Origin of the sequence: Nitrospirillum amazonense, assembly GCF_007828035.1 — a bacterium.
GTDB lineage: Bacteria > Pseudomonadota > Alphaproteobacteria > Azospirillales > Azospirillaceae > Nitrospirillum > Nitrospirillum amazonense.
Genome location: NZ_VITV01000004.1, coordinates 283,207 through 300,314, shown reverse-complemented (window position 1 = coordinate 300,314; position 17,108 = coordinate 283,207). Strand labels below are relative to the sequence as shown.

The window sequence follows — 17,108 nt, the reverse complement described above, 5'->3', positions numbered from 1 at the left end:
TGGCCTTCTCTTGAAATATCGCACCCGGTGCGATATTTGATATCGCACTCAGTGCGAATTCGCGCACGGTGTAAATTTATTGGAGAGGCAGATGACGAAGACCTGGTTCATCACCGGTGCCAACCGCGGCTTCGGCCGTATCTGGGCGGAGGCGGCGCTGCGGCGGGGCGACCGGGTGGCCGCCACCGCGCGCGACATCGCGGCCTTGGCCGACCTGGCCACCGAGCATGGCGACCGGCTGGCACCCCTGGCCCTGGATGTCACCGACCGCGACGGCGTGTTCCGGGCGGTGGCGCGGGCGCACGCGCATTTCGGCGGGCTGGACGTGGTGCTCAGCAACGCCGGCTATGGCTGCATGGGTGCTGTGGAGGAGATGACGGCGGAGGCGGCGCGCGCCAATTTCGACACCAACGTCTTCGGCACGCTGTCCGTCATCCAGGCGGCCGTGCCGTTGCTGCGGGCCCAGGGGCATGGCCATATCCTGACGGTGTCCAGCATCGGCGGCGTGGTCAGCTTCCCCACCGCCGGCGTCTACACCGCCACCAAGCATGCGGTGGAGGCGTTGAGCGAGGCCCTGGCCGGAGAGGTCGCGGGCTTCGGCATCAAGGTGACCATCATCGAGCCCGGCAGCTTCGCCACCGATTTCCGCGCCTCCATCGCCTTCGCGCCGGCGATGCCCGATTATGACGGCGTGCGCGCGGCCGTGATGGCCAATTTCAAGCCGGAGATGTCCGGAAATCCCCAGGCCACCGCGGATGCCATCCTGAAGGTGGTGGATGCCGAGACCCCGCCCCTGCGCCTGCTGCTGGGCACGGGGCCGTTGCCCCTGATCCGCCAAGTCTATGCCCGCCGCCTGGCGGCGTGGGAGGAATGGGCGGAGGTCTCGGCCGCGGCCCAAGGTCAGCGCTGACCTGCCCCCAGACCGGCCCCGGCCGCCAACGACCCGAGCGCTAGGGCGGCCAGGGCGCTGGCGCCCGCGGGCAGGAAGGCGGCGCCGTCCAGCGCCATGCCCACCAGCGCCGCGGCCGCCGCCAGCAGCAGGGCCAGGGCCGCCAGCAACAGGCCGGCCCCCCTCAGCCGCTGGCGGGTGGCCGCCAGCCCGGCCAGGGCGGCGATGGCACAGGCGGCCATTTCCACACCGCCCGCGCCGTGCGGATTATGGCGCAAGGCCACCAGGGCCAGGCCGCCGGCGATGGACGACAGGGGCGGGACCAGCGGCCCCAGGCGGGCGAAGGGGGAATTGGCCAGGGGGCTGCGGGCATAGGCCTCGCGGGCCAGGCTGTCATGGGCGAGGGCGTTCATGATGGTTCTCCTGCATGTAAGGGTTCAGGTGGGGTTGACGTAAGAGGCGAGGCCGTTGCCGAAGGACCAGTCGTCCCGCTGGTTGGGCGCCAGCACCACCATCACGTCCTCCGGTCGCAGACCGGGGGCGCGGGTCAGATTTTCGGCGATGGCGCGGTACAGAGCCTGCTTCTGCGCGGTGTCGCGCCGGTTGCTGGCCAGGATGGTGATGATCACCAGGTCGTCGGTGCGGCGCACGCCCAGGTAATCGGCGTCGTAGAGGAAGGTGTCCCGCTCATGCTGGTCGATCAGCTGGAAGCGGTCGTCGGCTGGCACGCCGAAGGTCTCGGTCAAGGCCTGGTGGACGCCGTCAGCGATCGCGCGGATATGGGCGGCCGGTTTGCCCTTGATCAGGGAGATGCGGACGAGGGGCATGATACGCTCCGTTCTTCGAAAAGGGCGGGCGGACCCGCTTGACGACCTTGAAGGTAAGAGCGCAGAATAATTCCGAAAATTTGAAACTTATGAACCGATACATCCACAGAATCGAACTATCGGAGCTCGGCGTTGATGGCGCGCGTCAACCTCGACATGGATGTGCTGCGGACCTTCGTGACTGGCTTCGAGCTGGGCAGCTTCGCCCGCGCGGCGGAACGGCTGGGCCGGTCGCAATCCGCCATCAGCACCCAGTTGCGCAAGCTGGAGGATCAGATCGGCCGGCCCCTGGTGCAGAAATCCGGGCGCGGCCTGGCGCTGACCCCCGCCGGCGAAAGCCTGCTGAGCTACGCCAAGCGCCTTCTGGACTTGAACGACGAGGCGGTGGACGGCATCCGGGGGGCCGAGGTCGCGGGCTGGGTGCGCCTGGGCCTACCGCAGGACTTCGCCGAGACCTGGCTGCCCGGTGTGCTGAACCGTTTCAACCGGGCGCATCCCAAGGTGCGGGTGGAGGTGCAGGTGGACCGCAGCACCCCCCTGACGGAAAAAACGGTGAAGGGCGAACTTGACCTGGCGCTCATCTGGGGTGACGGCCGGGGCACGCCCTATGCCCGGCAGGTGGCCGACCTGCCCATCGCCTGGATCGGGCGGCCTGACTGGCCCGGCATGGCGGCCTTGGCGGGGGAGCCTCTGCCGCTGGCCGTGCTGCCGGCCCCTTGCGCCTTCCGTTCCGCCGCGGTGGCGGCGCTGGATGGTGCCGGCCTGCCCTGGCGCCTGGCCTTCACCAGCCCCAGCCTGTCCGGGCTGTGGGCGGCGGCGGAGGGGGGGCTGGGCCTGACGGTGCGCACCACTGTCACTATGCCCCGCACCTTGTCGGTGCTGGACCCCGCCGCCACCGGCTTGCCGCCCCTGCCGCGCGTGCCCCTGGCCCTCCACCGGACGGAGGCGGATCCGTCCCCCGCCGCCGCCCGTCTGGCCGGTATCCTGCTGGACACCATCCGGGATGAACTGGGGCTGCCGGCGGACGGCTGACCGCCGTCCCCGCCACGGGGTCAGGACGGCAGGCCTGGGGCCAGGCTGGCGGCCGGTCGCATCTGGCGCCAGGGCAGCAGGATGGGTGTCGCCAGCATGAGGATGCCGGCGATGGCTATGGCGATGCGGGGGCTGGTCATGTCGGCCAGCAGGCCCCACAGGGCGATCAGCGCCGCTGTGGTCAGGCTGTTGGTGACCGACCAGGCGGACAGGGTGCGGGCGACGCGGTCGGCGGCCAGCTGTTCCAGGCGGAACGAGGCCATGACCGGGTTGAAGGCGCCGCAGCACAGCACCAGCCCGAACTGTACGGCGATGACCAGGACCAGGCCGGGCGTACCGGGGCCGATGAAGGCCAGGCCCAGCGACCACCCGGCCCGCAGGGTCCCCGTCACCAGAATGGTGGTGCGCTGGCCCAGGCGCGCCGCCAGCGGCCGCGCCAGGCGCGACCCGATCAGGCCGCCGACGCAGGGCAGGCCGAAGGCCAGGCCATACTGCCAGGGCGTGTAGGCCAGCGGCCCCAGCATCAGGAAGGCCATCAGCGGCGCACTGACCATGATCATGGCGTTCACCAACACGGTGTTGAGGAACAGCCGCCACAGCGTTGGGTGCGCCAGGATGAAACGCCAGCCGTCCAGCAATTCAGCCAGCCGCCGGCTGGGACCGGCGGGCCGCGTCGGCGGCTGCTCCCGCCCCTCGATCATGCCGATGCCCAGGGCCGAGAGCAGATAGCTGACAGCGTCGACCAGGATGGTCGCCACGGGACCCATCAGCCCGATGGCCATCCCGCCCAGGGGAGGCCCGGCGATGGTCGCGACCCAGCTGGTGGATTCCAGCACGGCGTTGGCGGTGATCAGGTCCTCGCGGGGGACCAGCGCCTTGATGTAGGCGCCGCTGGCCGCCGTGAAGGTGATGTTGGCGGTGGCGACGATGATGGAGACGACCAGCAACTGGGCATAACTCAGCCAGCCCAGCGGATAGGCGATGGGAACGGTGATCATGGCGGCGAAGCGGACCAGGTCCATGGTGATCAGCACGCCCCGCTTGGCTCGGAACTCGGCCCAGGGCCCCATGGGAATGGCGGCGACCGCCCCCGCGGCCAGGCCCCCCGCCATCATCAGGGACACGGCGGCGGGGCCGCAGTGCAACACCGTGACCGCGATCAGGGGAAAGCCGCCCCAGGCCAGCCAGGTGCCCGCGACGCTGACGGCGTAGGCCGTCCATAGCCAATTGAACTGAGGGCCCAGCGATCTGCCGCCCATTGACCATCCCACCCGTGACCGCCCCCACGCCGCCATCGCTCCCCCAGGCCCCCAAAGCCCCGCCAATGCCCAGGCCTCAGGAAAGCAGGAGAGGGCCCCGCCTGCCAGCGGCTTTCGCCGGCGCCGGCACATCGATGCAGAGAGGGGGAGGAAAGGTGACGCCGGAAACGCAAAAGGCGCCCGGGGGGGCGCCTTTGATGCTTTTGCGGTCTTTGCCGTGTTCTGGAGAGACTGGAGCGGGCGAAGGGATTCGAACCCTCGACCCCAACCTTGGCAAGGTTGTGCTCTACCCCTGAGCTACGCCCGCATACCCGACTCTCCGCCTTCACGTCGAAGGCTCACCTAAAAGCGAAAGGCCGAACCAGCCGGCCCGGCCTTTTCTCGCTTGTTCTTCCCTGAGGAAGACTGGAGCGGGCGAAGGGATTCGAACCCTCGACCCCAACCTTGGCAAGGTTGTGCTCTACCCCTGAGCTACGCCCGCACTCCATCCCGACGTCTGGCGCCGACCCTGCGATCGGTGCCCCCCGGCGGTGAGCGCGGATAATATGCAGGTGCGGATCGAATGCAAGCGCTTTTTTCAGGGAAAAATCGGGTGTCTTTTTTCCCCGCGCGGGGGCGGCTATAAGGGACCGGTCACCCGCCCCGACGGCGCGTGGGGCGCGCGTGCCCCTTGCGGCGGCGGCCCGGCGGGCTCATTTCAGGGACCTATGCGCGGGGCCCCCCATGCCGTGCCCAGGTGGGCGGCGGCTGGTGGAAGCCGGCTCCTGCGGCTGAGAAGGGATATACGAGGCCATGCAGTTTCCGACCAACGCCGCCCCCGGTGGCAACGCCCCGGTGGACAAGTCCGACCTGATCAAGGACGGCAGCGACCGCACCTTCATGGCCGACGTCATCGAAGCCTCACGCGAGGTGCCGGTGATCGTGGACTTCTGGGCGCCGTGGTGCGGCCCCTGCAAGACCCTGGGCCCCATCATCGAAAAGGCTGTGCTGGCCGCCAAGGGGGCGGTGAAGCTGGTCAAGATCGACACCGACCAGAACCCGGCCATTGCCGGCCAGCTGCGCATCCAGTCCATTCCGGCCGTCTATGCCTTCTTCCAGGGCCGGCCGGTGGACGGCTTCACCGGCGCCCTGCCTGAAAGCCAGGTGAAGCAGTTCATCGACCGCCTGGTGCAGGCCGCGGGCGGCGTGCCCGGCGCCGCCGACATCGCCGCCGTGCTGGAGGAGGCGGGCCAGCTGCTGGAGTCGGGCGACGCCCAGACGGCGGCCGCCCTCTATAATGAGGTGCTGGGTGAGGAGCCGGAGAACGCCGCGGCCTACGCCGGCCTGATCCGCTGCCTGCTGGCCGCCGACCAGGCGGACACCGCGCAGGAGATGCTGGACCAGGCGCCGGCGGCCCTGGCCAAGGCGCCGGAGATCGTGGCCCTGCGCACCCAGATGGACCTGGCCCGCCAGGCGGCGGACATGGGCCCGGTGGGCGATCTGGAGCGCGCGGTGGCGGCCGACGCCGACAACCACCAGGCCCGCTATGACTTGGCCCTGGCCCTCTATGCCGGCGGCCAGCAGGAGGCGGCGGTGGACCACCTGCTGGACATCGTGAAGCGCGACCGCGAATGGAACGAGCAGGCGGCCCGCAAGCAGTTGGTGAAGTTCTTCGAAGCCCTGGGCTTCAAGCACCCGCTGGCCATCGCGGGGCGGCGCAAGCTCTCTTCCGTCCTGTTCGCCTAAGTGATTTCGCTATCGTAACGGTGTGATGAGCCCCTTCACCCCCACCTTCGAGCAGCTGCCGGCCAGCATCCCCGTCTTTCCCCTGACGGGGGTGCTGCTGCTGCCCCGGGCCCGCCTGCCGCTCAATGTGTTCGAGCCGCGCTACCTGGCCATGGTCCAGGACAGCCTGGCCGGTGACCGGCTGATCGGCATGATCCAGCCGGTGGAACCGGGAACGGAAACGGACAGCAGCATTGATCCGCCGCTGGCCGGCGTAGGCTGTTGCGGCCGGCTGACAGCCTTCGCCGAGACCGACGACGGCCGCTATCTCATCACCCTGTCCGGCCTTTGCCGCTTTCGCATCCGGGAAGAGGTGTCGACCATGCGAGGCTACCGCCGCGTCATGGCCGACTGGTCGCCCTTCGCCGGCGACTTCGTCGCCCCGGCCGATGGCGGCTTCGACCGGGCCGGCCTGATGGCGGCGCTGAGGCCCTATTTCACCCGGCGGTCGCTGACGGTGAACTGGCAGGCGCTTGAGACGGCGTCGGATGAACAGCTGGTCGCCACCATCGCCATGCTGTGCCCTTTCACACCGGCCGAGAAGCAGGCCCTGCTGGAGGCACCGGATTTCATCGGTCGCGCGTCGATGCTGCTGGCGTTGGTGCAGATGGCGGTGCATGAATCGGCGGACGGCGATGCCGCGCGGCATTGATACTACGGGCATGTGATCGTAACCGCTCAAATGCCCCCTCAAGCGCCGGCGCCGGCATCCGCCGGCTTGGCTTCCTCGCTCCGCGCCCCCTTTTCTGTATAAGAGAGGGTGCTCGCTACGGCGGATGCGGTCGCATCCGATAGCGGGATGAGGCAAAATCTCATGCCGCTGCTATGACTTCCTTTTTCGCAAGGTTTTGCCGCCATGTCCGATACCGCCAAGGTCGATCCCAAGCTGTTGGAGATCCTGGTCTGCCCCCTGACCAAGGGGCCGCTCAGCTACGACGCCCAGCGCCAGGAACTGGTGAGCCAGCAGGCGCGCCTGGCCTATCCCATCCGCGACGGCATCCCCATCATGCTGGTGGACGAGGCCCGGTCTCTCGACGACTGAGGCTGACAGTCATGACCCAGGAAAACTTCGCGACCGACGCCCACGGCACCCAGCATTGGCCGACCGAGATCCGCTACAAGCGGGCGGAGCGTGAACTGGTCATCACCTTCGACAACGGTGCCCGCGCCACCCTGCCGGCCGAGTACCTGCGGGTGGAAAGCCCGTCGGCCGAGGTGCAGGGCCACAGCCCGGATCAGAAGCAGACGGTGCCGGGCAAGCGCACCGTCGCGGTGGCGGAGCTGGAGCCCATCGGCAACTACGCCGTCCGCCTGATCTTCGACGACGGCCACGACACCGGCATCTTCTCCTGGAAATACCTGTACGAGCTGGGCATGGAGTACGACGAGCGCTGGGCCCGCTATCTATCCGAGCTGGAGGCCCAGGGCCTCAACCGCGACACCGCCCCCCACCGCCACGGCCCCAGCTGCGGCTCCGGTGGGGGCTGCGGCTGAAGCAGGCGGCCTACCTCCGCCCAAACACACCCTTGGAGCGCCACGGAGCGCAGCGACAAGGCCGCGACCGCGGCCGCCGCAGCATTTTGGGGAGCGCAGCGGACCGAAATGTGAGGAAGCCGAGCCGCCGGATGGCGGCGCTGGCGCCTGAAGCTAACTCGTATGAATCAAGCCGCTCGCCAAAATTCCGTCGATCACGAATTGGCAGGCCAGGGCGGATAGCAGGATGCCCAGCACGCGGTTCAGCACGGTGATGCCGGTACGGCCCAGGATGCGGCTGACCTTGGTGGCGAAAATCAGCACGAACAGGGTCAGGGCCAGGATGCCGGCCAGGACGCCCAGCACCACGGCCTGCTTGGCCAAGTCGCCGTGGGCGCGGCCCATGAACAGCACGATGGTGGTCATGGTGCCGGGGCCGCTGATCAATGGGATGGCCAGGGGGAAGACGGAGATGTCGGCGCGGTGGCGCGCCTCTTCCCGCTCATCCGCCGTGGCGGTGCGCACGCCGCTTTCGCGGGCGAAGACCATGTCGATGGCCACCAGCATCAGCAGCACGCCGCCGGCGATGCGGAAGGCGGCGAAGCCGATGCCCAGAGCCCGCAGCAGCAGGTCGCCGGCGAAGGCGAAGAAGAACAGGATCAGGGCCGCGATCACCGTGCCCTTGATGGCCATGCGCCGGCGGTAGCGCTGGTCCATGCCGGCCGTCAGGCCCACGAACATGGGGCCCAGCCCGACGGGATCGATGGTGACGAACAGGGCGACGGCGGTGGTGAGGATGAGGTCCAGCACGGGAGGACGGGCCTGAGGAAAAGGAGTAGGCCGTGGGAGGCAGGACCCAGGGGTCGCGGGCGTCCCGGCAGACCCCTCAGGGTCTAGCGCGTTGGGGCGCCTGCTGCAAGCGGCGGCTGGCAAGGGGCAGGGCTGCCGAAGTTGAAGGGTCGTTCAAGTTGACTTAACCCCCATCGGGGCCGTAAGCAATGCTGCGGTGCATAGTGCCCGGGAGAGGGGCAGGCACCGGAAATCCAAACATCCTAGGGGGCCGTCCGGAGACACGATGAGCAAGAAGGTCTACCCCGACGCCGTAACCGCCCTGGCCGGGCTGTTGCGCAACGACATCACCGTCATGGCCGGCGGCTTCGGCCTGTGCGGCATCCCGGAAAACCTGATCGAGGCCATCCGCCTCTCGGGCGTGACCGGGCTCACGGTCGTCTCCAACAACGCCGGTGTTGATGGCTTCGGCCTGGGCGTGCTGTTGGAAACCAAGCAGATCAAGAAGATGATCAGCAGCTACGTGGGTGAGAACAAGCTGTTCGCCCAGCAGTACCTGTCCGGTGAGCTTGAGCTGGAATTCAACCCGCAGGGCACCCTGGCCGAGCGCATCCGCGCCGGCGGCGCCGGCATCCCCGCCTTCTTCACCAAGACGGGCGTGGGCACGCTGGTGGCCGAGGGCAAGGAGCTGCGCGAGTTCGACGGCGAGACCTATGTGATGGAGCGCGGCATCGTCGCCGACCTGTCCATCGTCAAGGCCTGGAAGGGCGATACCGAGGGCAACCTCGTCTATCGCAAGACGGCGCGGAACTTCAACCCGATGATGGCCACGGCCGGCAAGGTGACGGTGGTCGAGGTCGAGGAGCTGGTGGAACCGGGCAGCTTCGACCCCGACCACATCCACACCCCCGGCATCTTCGTCCAGCGCATCATCAAGGGCGCCAAGTTCGAAAAGCGCATCGAGCAGCGCACCACCCGTCCGCGCGCGTGAAGGAGCTGACCTATGGCATGGACCCGTGAGGACATCGCCGCCCGCGCTGCGAAAGAGCTGCGCGACGGTTTCTACGTCAACCTGGGCATCGGCATCCCGACGCTGGTGGCCAACTACATCCCCGACGGCGTGCACGTCACGCTGCAGAGCGAGAACGGCATGCTGGGCATGGGCCCCTTTCCCTATGAGGGGGAGGAGGATCCGGACCTGATCAACGCCGGCAAGCAGACCATCACCGAACTGCCCTACAGCAGCTTCTTCAGCTCCGCCGACAGCTTCGCCATGATCCGTGGCGGCCATATCGACCTGTCCGTGCTGGGCGCCATGCAGGTGGCGGCCAATGGCGATCTCGCCAACTGGATGATCCCGGGCAAGATGGTCAAAGGCATGGGTGGCGCCATGGACCTGGTGGCCGGCGTCAAGAAGGTGGTCGTGGTGATGGAACACTGCGCCGTCGACAAGAAGACCGGCGCGTTGGAGCCCAAGATCCTCAAGGCCTGCACCCTGCCGCTGACCGGCACCAAGGTGGTGGACATGATCATCACCGACCTGGGCGTCTTCCAGGTCGACAAGGAAGGCGGCAGCGGCCTGACCCTGGCCGAGGTCGCCCCCGGCGTGACGGTGGACGAGATCCGCCAGAAGACTGAGGCGGAGTTCAAGGTGGGGCCGGGCCTCTAAGACGTCGACTTGTCGCTTGATGGGCAGCGGGCCGTCCCCTCGGGGGCGGCCCGTTTGTTATTCTATAGGCCCCGCTGGAGGCCCCGCTGGGGCCGCCGGAGCTCTCCAGGGAGCGCAAGCGGACCGGAAAGCGAGGATCAGCCCAGCCAGCGGATGCCGGCGCCCGGCGCTTGAGGGCTGGAAAGACTCAGCTCGCCGCCCGCCCGGTGGCGGCCAGGCGCAGGCGGGTTAGCGTGCCGTCGGCCCGCATGGCCTCGATGGCTGCGTCCAGCGTTTCCATGGCCAAGGGCGACCGGGGGGCGTTGGCGCAGCGTTCCTCATGATCGCCCACCGTCTGGGGCAGGACGGTCAGCGCCCGGGCCCAGGTCTTGTCCACCGTCTGACGGTAGTCGGCCTCCAGGTCGGTGGTCAGGATGGCGTCCACCCGCTGGTTGCGCAGCTTCAGGAAATTGCTTTCTGCGGACGGCGCGTCCTCCCGCTGCCAGGTGCCGTCGATGAAGGCCGCCTCCACCTCGCGCGGGTAGCGGAAACCCAGGATGGCACCGATGGGCCGCCCGGCCAGGTCGCCCAGGGTGCGCAAGCGCTCGCTGTCGGCCCGGCGGACGACCAGCACGCTGTGGCTGACCAGGATGGGGGGTGAGAAGCGGGTGATGGCCACCTTGGGCAGCCAATCGGGGCTGTAGCCGCAGGCCAGGTCGATCAGGCCGTCGGCCAGGTCGGCCTCCAGGCGGTTGCGGGGGACCAGGCGATAGAGGGGCTTGAAGCCCGTGCGCCGGGCGATCTCGTCGCCAATGGCCTTGATCAGGCCGCCGGCCACTTCGCCGTTCCGCAGGTCCACCAGGGGCGGCTGTTCCGTTTCCAGGATGCCGAAGACCAGGGCGGCGGGCAGGCCGGTGGGGGATTGGCCAGTGAGGGATTGGCCGGTGGGGGATTGGGCGCCGGCGTCATCGGAAAACAACGCCGCCAAGCCGGCCACAGCGGCCGTGATCAGCAAGACAGCCCCGGCAAGGGTGGGTCGCGGCACGGGGGCTGGGTGTCCTATCGCGGGGAAGATGACGATCTTCCCATCTAAGGCCCCGCCGCGGTGCCGTTCAAGCGCGCCGTGGCGGGGCGAAGGGATAGGAGAAAGGGTCAGGCGCGGGCGCGCCAGCCGGGGGATTCGGCGTCCAGCAGGCGTTCCAGCTGTTGCACCCGCTGCTCCAGCCGATCAGCGCGGGCCAGCAGGTCGCCGGCGGCATGATCCGACAGGCCCTGGGCCTGCAGCTCGCGCGCGCGGATCATGTAACGGGTCACCAGGGCCACGATGGGGATCATCAGGGCGGCGAGGGGGATCAGCAGGGGGGACATGGGGCTTCGTCCTATCAGCGCTGGGCCAGCTGGCTCAGCTTGCGGTTGAGGTCGAATTCGGGGCTGGTGACGTGCCGCTCCATCTGGGTCACGCGGCGCTCCAGATCATCATAGCAGCGGAAGCGCTGGTCCTGCTGGCCGCGGCGCGCCTGGGCCATGGCCTCGATATCCTGCAGCTTCTGCATCGCCCGCAAGACGATGGCCACGATGGGGATGCACAGCGCCAAGAGGGGGACGAGTATCGGCGACATGGGGAAGGCCACCTGCTAAGGGTCGTGTGACGGGTAAACCTGGGGCGTCGACGGGACCGGGCCGGTCCCGTCAGGCCACGCAATCTTAGATTATTTTGTGCCTGGTGACAGGCCCTGGCAACCATTGGGATGGGCTGCCGCAATAAACGGCCGGGGTGGCCGCCGCCGGGGAAGGGGACCGAAGGGGCCTTCCCCGCATTCCCCCGTGCACACCTGGAGACCTACTTCTCCAGGTCCTTGAACTGCCGCCGCAGGTCGAACTCGCGAGAGGCGACGGCGGTCTCCATGGCGCCGATCTCGCGATCCAGGTCGCGGAACTTGGCGCGCAGGCCGGCCAGGGTCTGGTCGGGGCGGGTGGTGACTGACCGCCAGAACACCTCTTCCTCGTTGCTGCCGTACAGCCCCTGGGGCTGCGGCTTCAGCACGACGGCCAGCACGATGTAGGCGATGATCGTGGCCGGGAAGAAGAACACCAAGCCCAGAACCATGCCCAGCCGCACCAGCCAGGCGTCAACGCTGAAGTAGTCGGCGACGCCGGCGCAGACACCAGCCACCTTGCCGGCGCGGGGGTTGCGATACAGGCGGTGGGGGTTGGGGCTGCCGAAGGTGCCGCCGCCCCCGTAGGTGCCGCCTTGGGCACCGGCGGCGGGGTTGGTCCAGCGGCTGCCGCCGCCATACCCGCCCGAACCGCCACCGGAGGTTCCGCCGGGGGGCCGCCGCCCGGGGAAGGGCGGCGGGTTAGAGCCTCTACCAGTCATTGCCGTGCCCTCCAGCCCGGGGCCTCCGCATCCAGGATCTTCTCCAGCTGCTGGATGCGGCTGTCCATTTCAGTGGCGCTGTGCCACAGGTCCGACAGCATGCGCTCGTCATCGACCGACAGTGTCTTGGCGACCCGCCATTTGGTCACATAGTGGGCGATGATCCACACCGGCGCCACGATGACCATGAAGATGATGGGTACGGCGACAAGTGCGTCCAGGTCCATGGACAGATTACCCCTGGTTCTTGGTCGCCAGCTTGGCCTTCAGGGCCTGCAGCTCGGATTCGACCTTGTCGTTGTTCTCCAGCTCGGCGATCTCGTCCGCCAGGCTGCGTTTGCGTCCCATGTCCAGGACTTCCGCCTTGCCTTCCAGGACATCCAGGTTGCGCTCGATCTGGTCGAAACGCGAGAAGGCGTCCGTGATGCGGTCGTCATGAAGCTGGGTCTTGACCTTCAGACGCGCCGTGGCGGTCTTCTGGCGGGCGACGATGGCGCGTTCCCGCGTCTTGGCGTCCTGCAGCTTGGCCTGCAACTGGCCGATATCGTCGTTGGTCTTCGCCAGGGCCTCATCCAGGCGGCCCAGGTCGGTCGTCAGGCCGTCGGCGGCTTCGGCGATCTTGGCGCGGGCCATCAGGGCGCCCTTGGCCAGGTCCTCACGGTCCTTGGACAGGGCCAGCTCGGCCTTACGCTGCCATTCCTCGGCCTCGCGGCGGAGTTCGACCAGGCGGCGCTCGATCTCCTTCTTCTCCGCCACGGTCTTCACCGCGGAGGAACGAACCTCGACCAGCGTGTCTTCCATTTCCTGGATGACCAGACGGATGATCTTCTCCGGGTCCTCGGCGCGATCCAGGATGGCGTTCAGGTTGGAATTGATGATGTCGCTGAGGCGCGAAAAGATGCCCATGAGTCAGGTCTCCTTCAGGCAAGGGCGATGAAAAGGTTGCTCAACACGGTGGCGACCGCAAGGATGATCCAAGCTTCAGCCGGCACGGCGCGGAAATCGTCCGCCAACATGGCCAGTTGGCTCTGGGCCCGGCTGGCGAAGAAGCCGGCATCGCCGGCCTTGTCGTGGATCGTGTGGTCGGTCATCGCTGCATTCCCCTTCGATGAGTTCCTTGCATTCGATCGTGTGTCCCTACATCAGCAAGGGGCGTGCCAATTGTATCTGGCGAGTGTAAGATATTGAAAATAAACAAAACACACCAGACGGCGCTCTGGGCGGAGCCGGGCGACTTATCCAAATCCACGATTATGTGGCGAATTTCGCCAACCGGTGCCATGATCGGCCAGAACGCCCCCCTTACGCGGTAGTTTCCGCCCCGCGAGCGAATCACCCATGGCCTCCTCCGCTACCCCGCCGTCCCTGGTCGGCCAGGCCGCGTCCTTCCTGCAGCTGATGGAGCATGTGTCGCGGGCGGCGCCGCTGAACCGCCCGACGCTGGTGATCGGTGAACGCGGCACGGGCAAGGAACTGGTGGCCGCCCGCCTGCACTACCTGTCGTCCCGATGGGACAAGCCCTTCATCAAGCTGAACTGCGCCGCCTTGTCCGAGACGCTGCTGGAGACGGAGCTGTTCGGGCATGAGCAGGGGGCCTTCACCGGGGCGGCCAAGCGCCATGTCGGCCGCTTCGAACTGGCCGACGGCGGCACGCTGTTCCTGGACGAGATCGCCACCAGTTCCGCCTCGGTGCAGGAGAAGATCCTGCGGGTCATCGAGTATGGCGAGTTCGAGCGCGTGGGCGGCACCCAGACGGTGTCGGTGGACGTGCGCGTGGTGGGCGCCACCAACGCCGACCTGCCCAGGATGGCCATGGCCGGGAAGTTCCGCGCCGACCTGCTGGACCGCCTGTCCTTCGACGTGGTGACCATCCCCCCCTTGCGGGCGCGGGCCGACGACATCCCCATGCTGGTCGACCATTTCGGCATCGCCATGGCGCGCGAACTGGGGCGGCCTTTCTTTCCCGGCTTCGCGCCCAAGGCCATGAGCCAACTGCTGGCCTATCCCTGGCCGGGCAACATCCGCGAACTGAAGAACGTGGTGGAGCGGGCGGTCTATCGCGCGCAGGGGGCGGAGCGGCCCATCGACGAGGTCATCTTCGATCCCTTCGATTCCCCCTTCCGCCCCGTGGCCATGCCTGGCGATCGGCGCGCCGGCCCGGCACCGGCGGAAGCGGAGGCCGAGGCGGCGCCCGCCTCCTCCACCACGCCGGGCCCCACCGCGCCCGGCCCCGCAACGACGGCGTCGAGTGGTCCCTGCAACTTCCTGGAGCAGGTGGCGGATTTCGAGAAGGCGCTGTTGCGCGCGGCGCTGGAGCGCAACCAGTTCCACCAGAAACGCGCCGCCGCCGACCTGGGCCTGAACTACCACCAGTTCCGCGGCTACCTGCGCAAATATGAATTGCTGGACCGCCGCAGCGCCGCGGAGTGATCTGGATTTTTGATTTGGGACGCAACTGCGGCCGCCCGGCGCCTGAGGGAGCCCGTAAGACATGCGACCAAACGCCGCCCTGAAAACGCCCTTTTTGCCCTCTACCGCTGGATCAGGGCCGATGGGGCCGCCCGCACCACCGGGCGGACGCAGCGCCTGGGGATGGCGAAGGGATAAGAGGTCAGGGTTGACCAGCCGGCGCTTTCCGCAGGGTCACCCATCCCCTAGATAGGGCCTGTCACCGCCTGCCTTTTCCCCGATGACCGGCGCTCCCAAAGGGACGCCTTAGTTGAGTCGCCGCCTTGAGCCCTGACGACACCGACACCTCGCTGCGTGCCTTCCGCCCCGTGGGCAGCCAGCCGGCGCCGCGCCGCAAGCCCACCGCCCCGGCCAAGGCCGCCACCCCCCGTGTGGCGCCACGTCCGCGCCCCGATGAGGGGGACGGTGGTGCCGGTGGCGGCAATGGTGGTGGCGGACAGCCGCCGCGCCGTCGTCCGCCGCCCGGCCGGCGCCCGGCGCCCAAACGCCGCTCCGGCGGTCCGCGCATGCCGTGGTGGCTGAAGACGCTGGTGGTGCTGGGCATCTGGGGCGTCATGGTCCTGGCCGGCGTCGTGGCCTATTTCGCCTACGACCTGCCGGAAATCAGCCAGGTTGCGCAGTTCCAGCGCCGCCCGGCGGTCACCGTGCTGGCGGCCGACGGCAGCAAGCTGGCCCGCTTCGGCGACATGCGCGGCGAGACGCTGGAGGTGTCGGAGATCTCGCCGGACCTGGTCCACGCCGTCCTGGCGGTGGAGGATCGGCGCTTCTACAGTCATTTCGGTGTCGATCCAATCGGCATCGCCCGTGCCGCCTGGACCGATTACCGTACCGGCCACATGCGCCAGGGCGCCTCCACCATCACCCAGCAGCTGGCGCGCAACCTGTTCCTGTCGCCGGCCAAGACCATGCGCCGCAAGGTGCAGGAGGCCATGCTGGCCCTGATGCTGGAGCACCGCTACACCAAGGACCAGATCCTGGGCGCCTACCTGAACCGGGTCTATCTTGGCTCCGGCACCTACGGCGTGGACGCGGCGGCGCGCACTTATTTCGACAAGTCGGCGACCGAGGTGAACCTGCGGGAGGCGGCGATCATCGCCGGCCTGCTGAAGGCGCCCTCCAAATACTCGCCCAGCGCCAACAACGAACGGGCCGAGCAGCGCATGGCCGTGGTGCTGGCCACCATGGTGGACGCCGGCTACATCACGGTGGAACAGGCCAAGGCGGTGGTGAACCAGCCGGCCCAGCCGCGCGCCAACCCCTCGGTGGAAGGCGACGGCCGCTACTTCGCCGCCTGGGTGGCGGACCAGGTCAACGCCTTCATCGGTCCCAACCATGGCGACCTGGTGGTGCACACCACTTATGACGCCAAGATGCAGCGCGCCGCCACGGCGCATGTGGCGGAGATCCTGAACGGCCCTGGCGCCGCCGCCAACGTCCACCAGGCCGCCGTGGTCATCATGGCGCCCGATGGGGCGGTGAAGGCCATGGTGGGTGGGCGCGATTACGACGAAAGCCAGTTCAACCGCGCCACCCAGGCCCTGCGCCAGCCCGGTTCCTCCTTCAAGCCCTTCGTCTATCTGGCGGCGCTGGAGGCGGGCCGCACGCCGGACGATTTGATCCTGGACGCCCCCTACAAGCGCGGCAAGTGGGAGCCCAAGAACTACGAGCCCGGTTACATGGGTGAGATTCCGCTGCGCACGGCGCTGGCCCACTCGGTCAACACGGCCACCATCCGCCTGCTGGAGAGCGTGGGCATCGACCGGGCCATCGCCGTCGCCCGCCGCCTGGGCATCACGGCACCGCTGCGGCGCGACCTGTCGCTGGCCCTGGGCACCAGCGAGGTGACGCCCCTGGAGCTGACGGGCGCCTACACCGCCATCGCCAATGGCGGCCGCGCCGTCTTCCCCTACGGCATCACCGAGATCCGCGACGCCGACGACAGCGTGCTGTACCAGCGCAAGGGCAGCGGCGCCGGCTATGCCATCGCCGCGGCGGAGGATGCCAACCTGGTGCGCATGATGATGGGCGTGGTGCAGGTGGGCACGGGCAAATCGGCCCAGCTGGCCGACCGCCCCATCGCCGGCAAGACCGGCACCACCCAGGACTATCGCGACGCCTGGTTCATGGGCTTCACCGCCGATTACGTGACCGGCGTGTGGCTGGGCAACGACGATGGCGACGAGATGAAGCGCATCACCGGCGGCACCCTGCCGGCCAAGCTGTGGAAGGCCATCATGACCGACCTGGAGCAGGGCCTGCCCGTGCGCGACCTGATTCCGCTGCAGCCCGCCGCCGTTCAGGACCAGGCCCCCGACGGCCCGGCCGTGCCGCCCCTGCCCACGGTGGAAACCGTGCCCCTGGACGGGGCCCCCACCGCCGCCGCCACGCCAGCCCCCGGTGTCCCAACGGTCGACACCACCGGTCAGGTCAAGCCTGAGGCGGTGCAGAAGGAAGAGGACCAGGACGACGACAAGGACGTCCCCGACCAGACCCCGTCCAACAAGCCCGACCCCATCGGCGACTTGCTGAACAAGCTGAAGAAAGAGCAGTAGTTTTGGGGTTCCTCAGGCGCCGGCGGCGC

General features: G+C 68.3%; 21 protein-coding genes and 2 tRNA genes. 10 read left to right on the top strand and 13 right to left on the bottom strand.

All coding sequences use genetic code 11. The features are described from left to right. Positions 1 to 91: 91 nt before the first annotated feature. The gene (locus FBZ87_RS12870; protein WP_145610716.1) at positions 92 to 910 is read left to right on the top strand and encodes an SDR family NAD(P)-dependent oxidoreductase; all 819 of its coding nucleotides are present in this window, start codon (positions 92 to 94) and stop codon (positions 908 to 910) included. Here the strand turns inward: FBZ87_RS12870 and FBZ87_RS12865 are convergent. Next, entirely contained in the window at positions 901 to 1,302 is a 402-nt protein-coding gene (locus tag FBZ87_RS12865; protein ID WP_145610715.1) for a hypothetical protein, read from the bottom strand. The two genes, FBZ87_RS12870 and FBZ87_RS12865, sit on opposite strands and share 10 nt — an antisense overlap. A gap of 24 nt (positions 1,303 to 1,326) precedes the next feature. Next, on the bottom strand, positions 1,327 to 1,716 hold the full coding sequence (locus FBZ87_RS12860) for a tautomerase family protein (protein ID WP_145610714.1): 390 nt from the start codon (positions 1,714 to 1,716) through the stop codon (positions 1,327 to 1,329). 135 nt (positions 1,717 to 1,851) lie between these two features. Here FBZ87_RS12860 and FBZ87_RS12855 point away from each other — a divergent pair, with 135 nt between their 5' ends. Further along, the gene (locus FBZ87_RS12855) at positions 1,852 to 2,748 is read left to right on the top strand and encodes a LysR substrate-binding domain-containing protein (protein WP_211106937.1); all 897 of its coding nucleotides are present in this window, start codon (positions 1,852 to 1,854) and stop codon (positions 2,746 to 2,748) included. Between the two features lie 20 nt (positions 2,749 to 2,768). On the opposite strand, the gene FBZ87_RS12850 is transcribed toward FBZ87_RS12855, so the two are convergent. The 3 genes from FBZ87_RS12850 to FBZ87_RS12840 form a co-directional block, all read right to left on the bottom strand. Next, entirely contained in the window at positions 2,769 to 4,007 is a 1,239-nt protein-coding gene (locus tag FBZ87_RS12850; protein ID WP_145610712.1) for an MFS transporter, read from the bottom strand. A 232-nt stretch (positions 4,008 to 4,239) separates the two neighbouring features. Then, positions 4,240 to 4,314 (bottom strand) — tRNA-Gly (locus FBZ87_RS12845). 99 nt (positions 4,315 to 4,413) lie between these two features. Continuing rightward, positions 4,414 to 4,488, bottom strand: a tRNA-Gly gene (locus tag FBZ87_RS12840). A 311-nt stretch (positions 4,489 to 4,799) separates the two neighbouring features. Between FBZ87_RS12840 and FBZ87_RS12835 the strand changes: the two genes are divergently transcribed. From FBZ87_RS12835 to FBZ87_RS12820, 4 genes are all read left to right on the top strand, one after another. Further along, positions 4,800 to 5,732 carry a thioredoxin family protein gene (locus FBZ87_RS12835; RefSeq protein ID WP_145610711.1) on the top strand — a complete coding sequence of 311 codons (933 nt, stop codon included), beginning with the start codon at positions 4,800 to 4,802 and terminating at the stop codon, positions 5,730 to 5,732. Positions 5,733 to 5,757: 25 nt separating this feature from the next. Then, entirely contained in the window at positions 5,758 to 6,423 is a 666-nt protein-coding gene (locus FBZ87_RS12830; protein ID WP_145610710.1) for an LON peptidase substrate-binding domain-containing protein, read from the top strand. A 204-nt stretch (positions 6,424 to 6,627) separates the two neighbouring features. Then, positions 6,628 to 6,813: a Trm112 family protein gene (locus FBZ87_RS12825; RefSeq protein ID WP_040845462.1), complete on the top strand. Its 186-nt coding sequence runs from the start codon at positions 6,628 to 6,630 to the stop codon at positions 6,811 to 6,813. 11 nt (positions 6,814 to 6,824) lie between these two features. Next, positions 6,825 to 7,265, top strand: coding sequence for a gamma-butyrobetaine hydroxylase family protein (locus FBZ87_RS12820; RefSeq protein WP_145610709.1), 441 nt, complete (start codon positions 6,825 to 6,827; stop codon positions 7,263 to 7,265). Positions 7,266 to 7,418: 153 nt separating this feature from the next. On the opposite strand, the gene FBZ87_RS12815 is transcribed toward FBZ87_RS12820, so the two are convergent. Continuing rightward, entirely contained in the window at positions 7,419 to 8,054 is a 636-nt protein-coding gene (locus tag FBZ87_RS12815; RefSeq protein ID WP_145610708.1) for a MarC family protein, read from the bottom strand. Between the two features lie 265 nt (positions 8,055 to 8,319). Here FBZ87_RS12815 and FBZ87_RS12810 point away from each other — a divergent pair, with 265 nt between their 5' ends. Together FBZ87_RS12810 and FBZ87_RS12805 are read left to right on the top strand one after the other, a co-directional pair. Next, positions 8,320 to 9,024, top strand: a complete 705-nt coding sequence (locus FBZ87_RS12810) for a CoA transferase subunit A (RefSeq protein ID WP_145610707.1) — start codon at positions 8,320 to 8,322, stop codon at positions 9,022 to 9,024. Between the two features lie 12 nt (positions 9,025 to 9,036). Further along, positions 9,037 to 9,702, top strand: coding sequence for a 3-oxoacid CoA-transferase subunit B (locus tag FBZ87_RS12805; RefSeq protein WP_145610706.1), 666 nt, complete (start codon positions 9,037 to 9,039; stop codon positions 9,700 to 9,702). Positions 9,703 to 9,889: 187 nt separating this feature from the next. Here FBZ87_RS12805 and FBZ87_RS12800 read toward each other — a convergent pair whose 3' ends face one another. From FBZ87_RS12800 to FBZ87_RS29190, 7 genes are all read right to left on the bottom strand, one after another. After that, positions 9,890 to 10,726 (bottom strand): substrate-binding periplasmic protein, encoded by an 837-nt coding sequence (locus FBZ87_RS12800; protein WP_186454742.1) that lies wholly within the window; start codon positions 10,724 to 10,726, stop codon positions 9,890 to 9,892. 107 nt (positions 10,727 to 10,833) lie between these two features. Further along, complete coding sequence (locus FBZ87_RS12795; protein WP_040845461.1) at positions 10,834 to 11,049, bottom strand: hypothetical protein; 216 nt, start codon at positions 11,047 to 11,049, stop codon at positions 10,834 to 10,836. Positions 11,050 to 11,063: 14 nt separating this feature from the next. Further along, a complete protein-coding gene (locus FBZ87_RS12790; protein WP_138918615.1) occupies positions 11,064 to 11,300 on the bottom strand; it encodes a hypothetical protein in 237 nt (78 codons plus the stop codon). Positions 11,301 to 11,521: 221 nt separating this feature from the next. Further along, the gene (pspC, locus tag FBZ87_RS12785; RefSeq protein ID WP_145610704.1) at positions 11,522 to 12,058 is read right to left on the bottom strand and encodes an envelope stress response membrane protein PspC; all 537 of its coding nucleotides are present in this window, start codon (positions 12,056 to 12,058) and stop codon (positions 11,522 to 11,524) included. Continuing rightward, a complete protein-coding gene (pspB, locus tag FBZ87_RS12780) occupies positions 12,055 to 12,285 on the bottom strand; it encodes an envelope stress response membrane protein PspB (protein ID WP_040845458.1) in 231 nt (76 codons plus the stop codon). The genes pspC and pspB overlap by 4 nt, the downstream gene beginning before the upstream one ends. Positions 12,286 to 12,292: 7 nt before the next feature. Then, complete coding sequence (pspA, locus tag FBZ87_RS12775) at positions 12,293 to 12,964, bottom strand: phage shock protein PspA (RefSeq protein WP_004272574.1); 672 nt, start codon at positions 12,962 to 12,964, stop codon at positions 12,293 to 12,295. A 14-nt stretch (positions 12,965 to 12,978) separates the two neighbouring features. Continuing rightward, positions 12,979 to 13,149 carry a hypothetical protein gene (locus FBZ87_RS29190; protein ID WP_157999463.1) on the bottom strand — a complete coding sequence of 57 codons (171 nt, stop codon included), beginning with the start codon at positions 13,147 to 13,149 and terminating at the stop codon, positions 12,979 to 12,981. A 247-nt stretch (positions 13,150 to 13,396) separates the two neighbouring features. On the opposite strand from FBZ87_RS29190, the gene pspF reads away from it, so the two are divergent. Both pspF and FBZ87_RS12765 read left to right on the top strand, forming a co-directional pair. Further along, positions 13,397 to 14,488, top strand: a complete 1,092-nt coding sequence (gene pspF / locus FBZ87_RS12770) for a phage shock protein operon transcriptional activator (protein ID WP_145610703.1) — start codon at positions 13,397 to 13,399, stop codon at positions 14,486 to 14,488. 302 nt (positions 14,489 to 14,790) lie between these two features. Further along, the gene (locus FBZ87_RS12765) at positions 14,791 to 17,079 is read left to right on the top strand and encodes a transglycosylase domain-containing protein (protein ID WP_246134381.1); all 2,289 of its coding nucleotides are present in this window, start codon (positions 14,791 to 14,793) and stop codon (positions 17,077 to 17,079) included. Positions 17,080 to 17,108 lie beyond the last annotated feature (29 nt).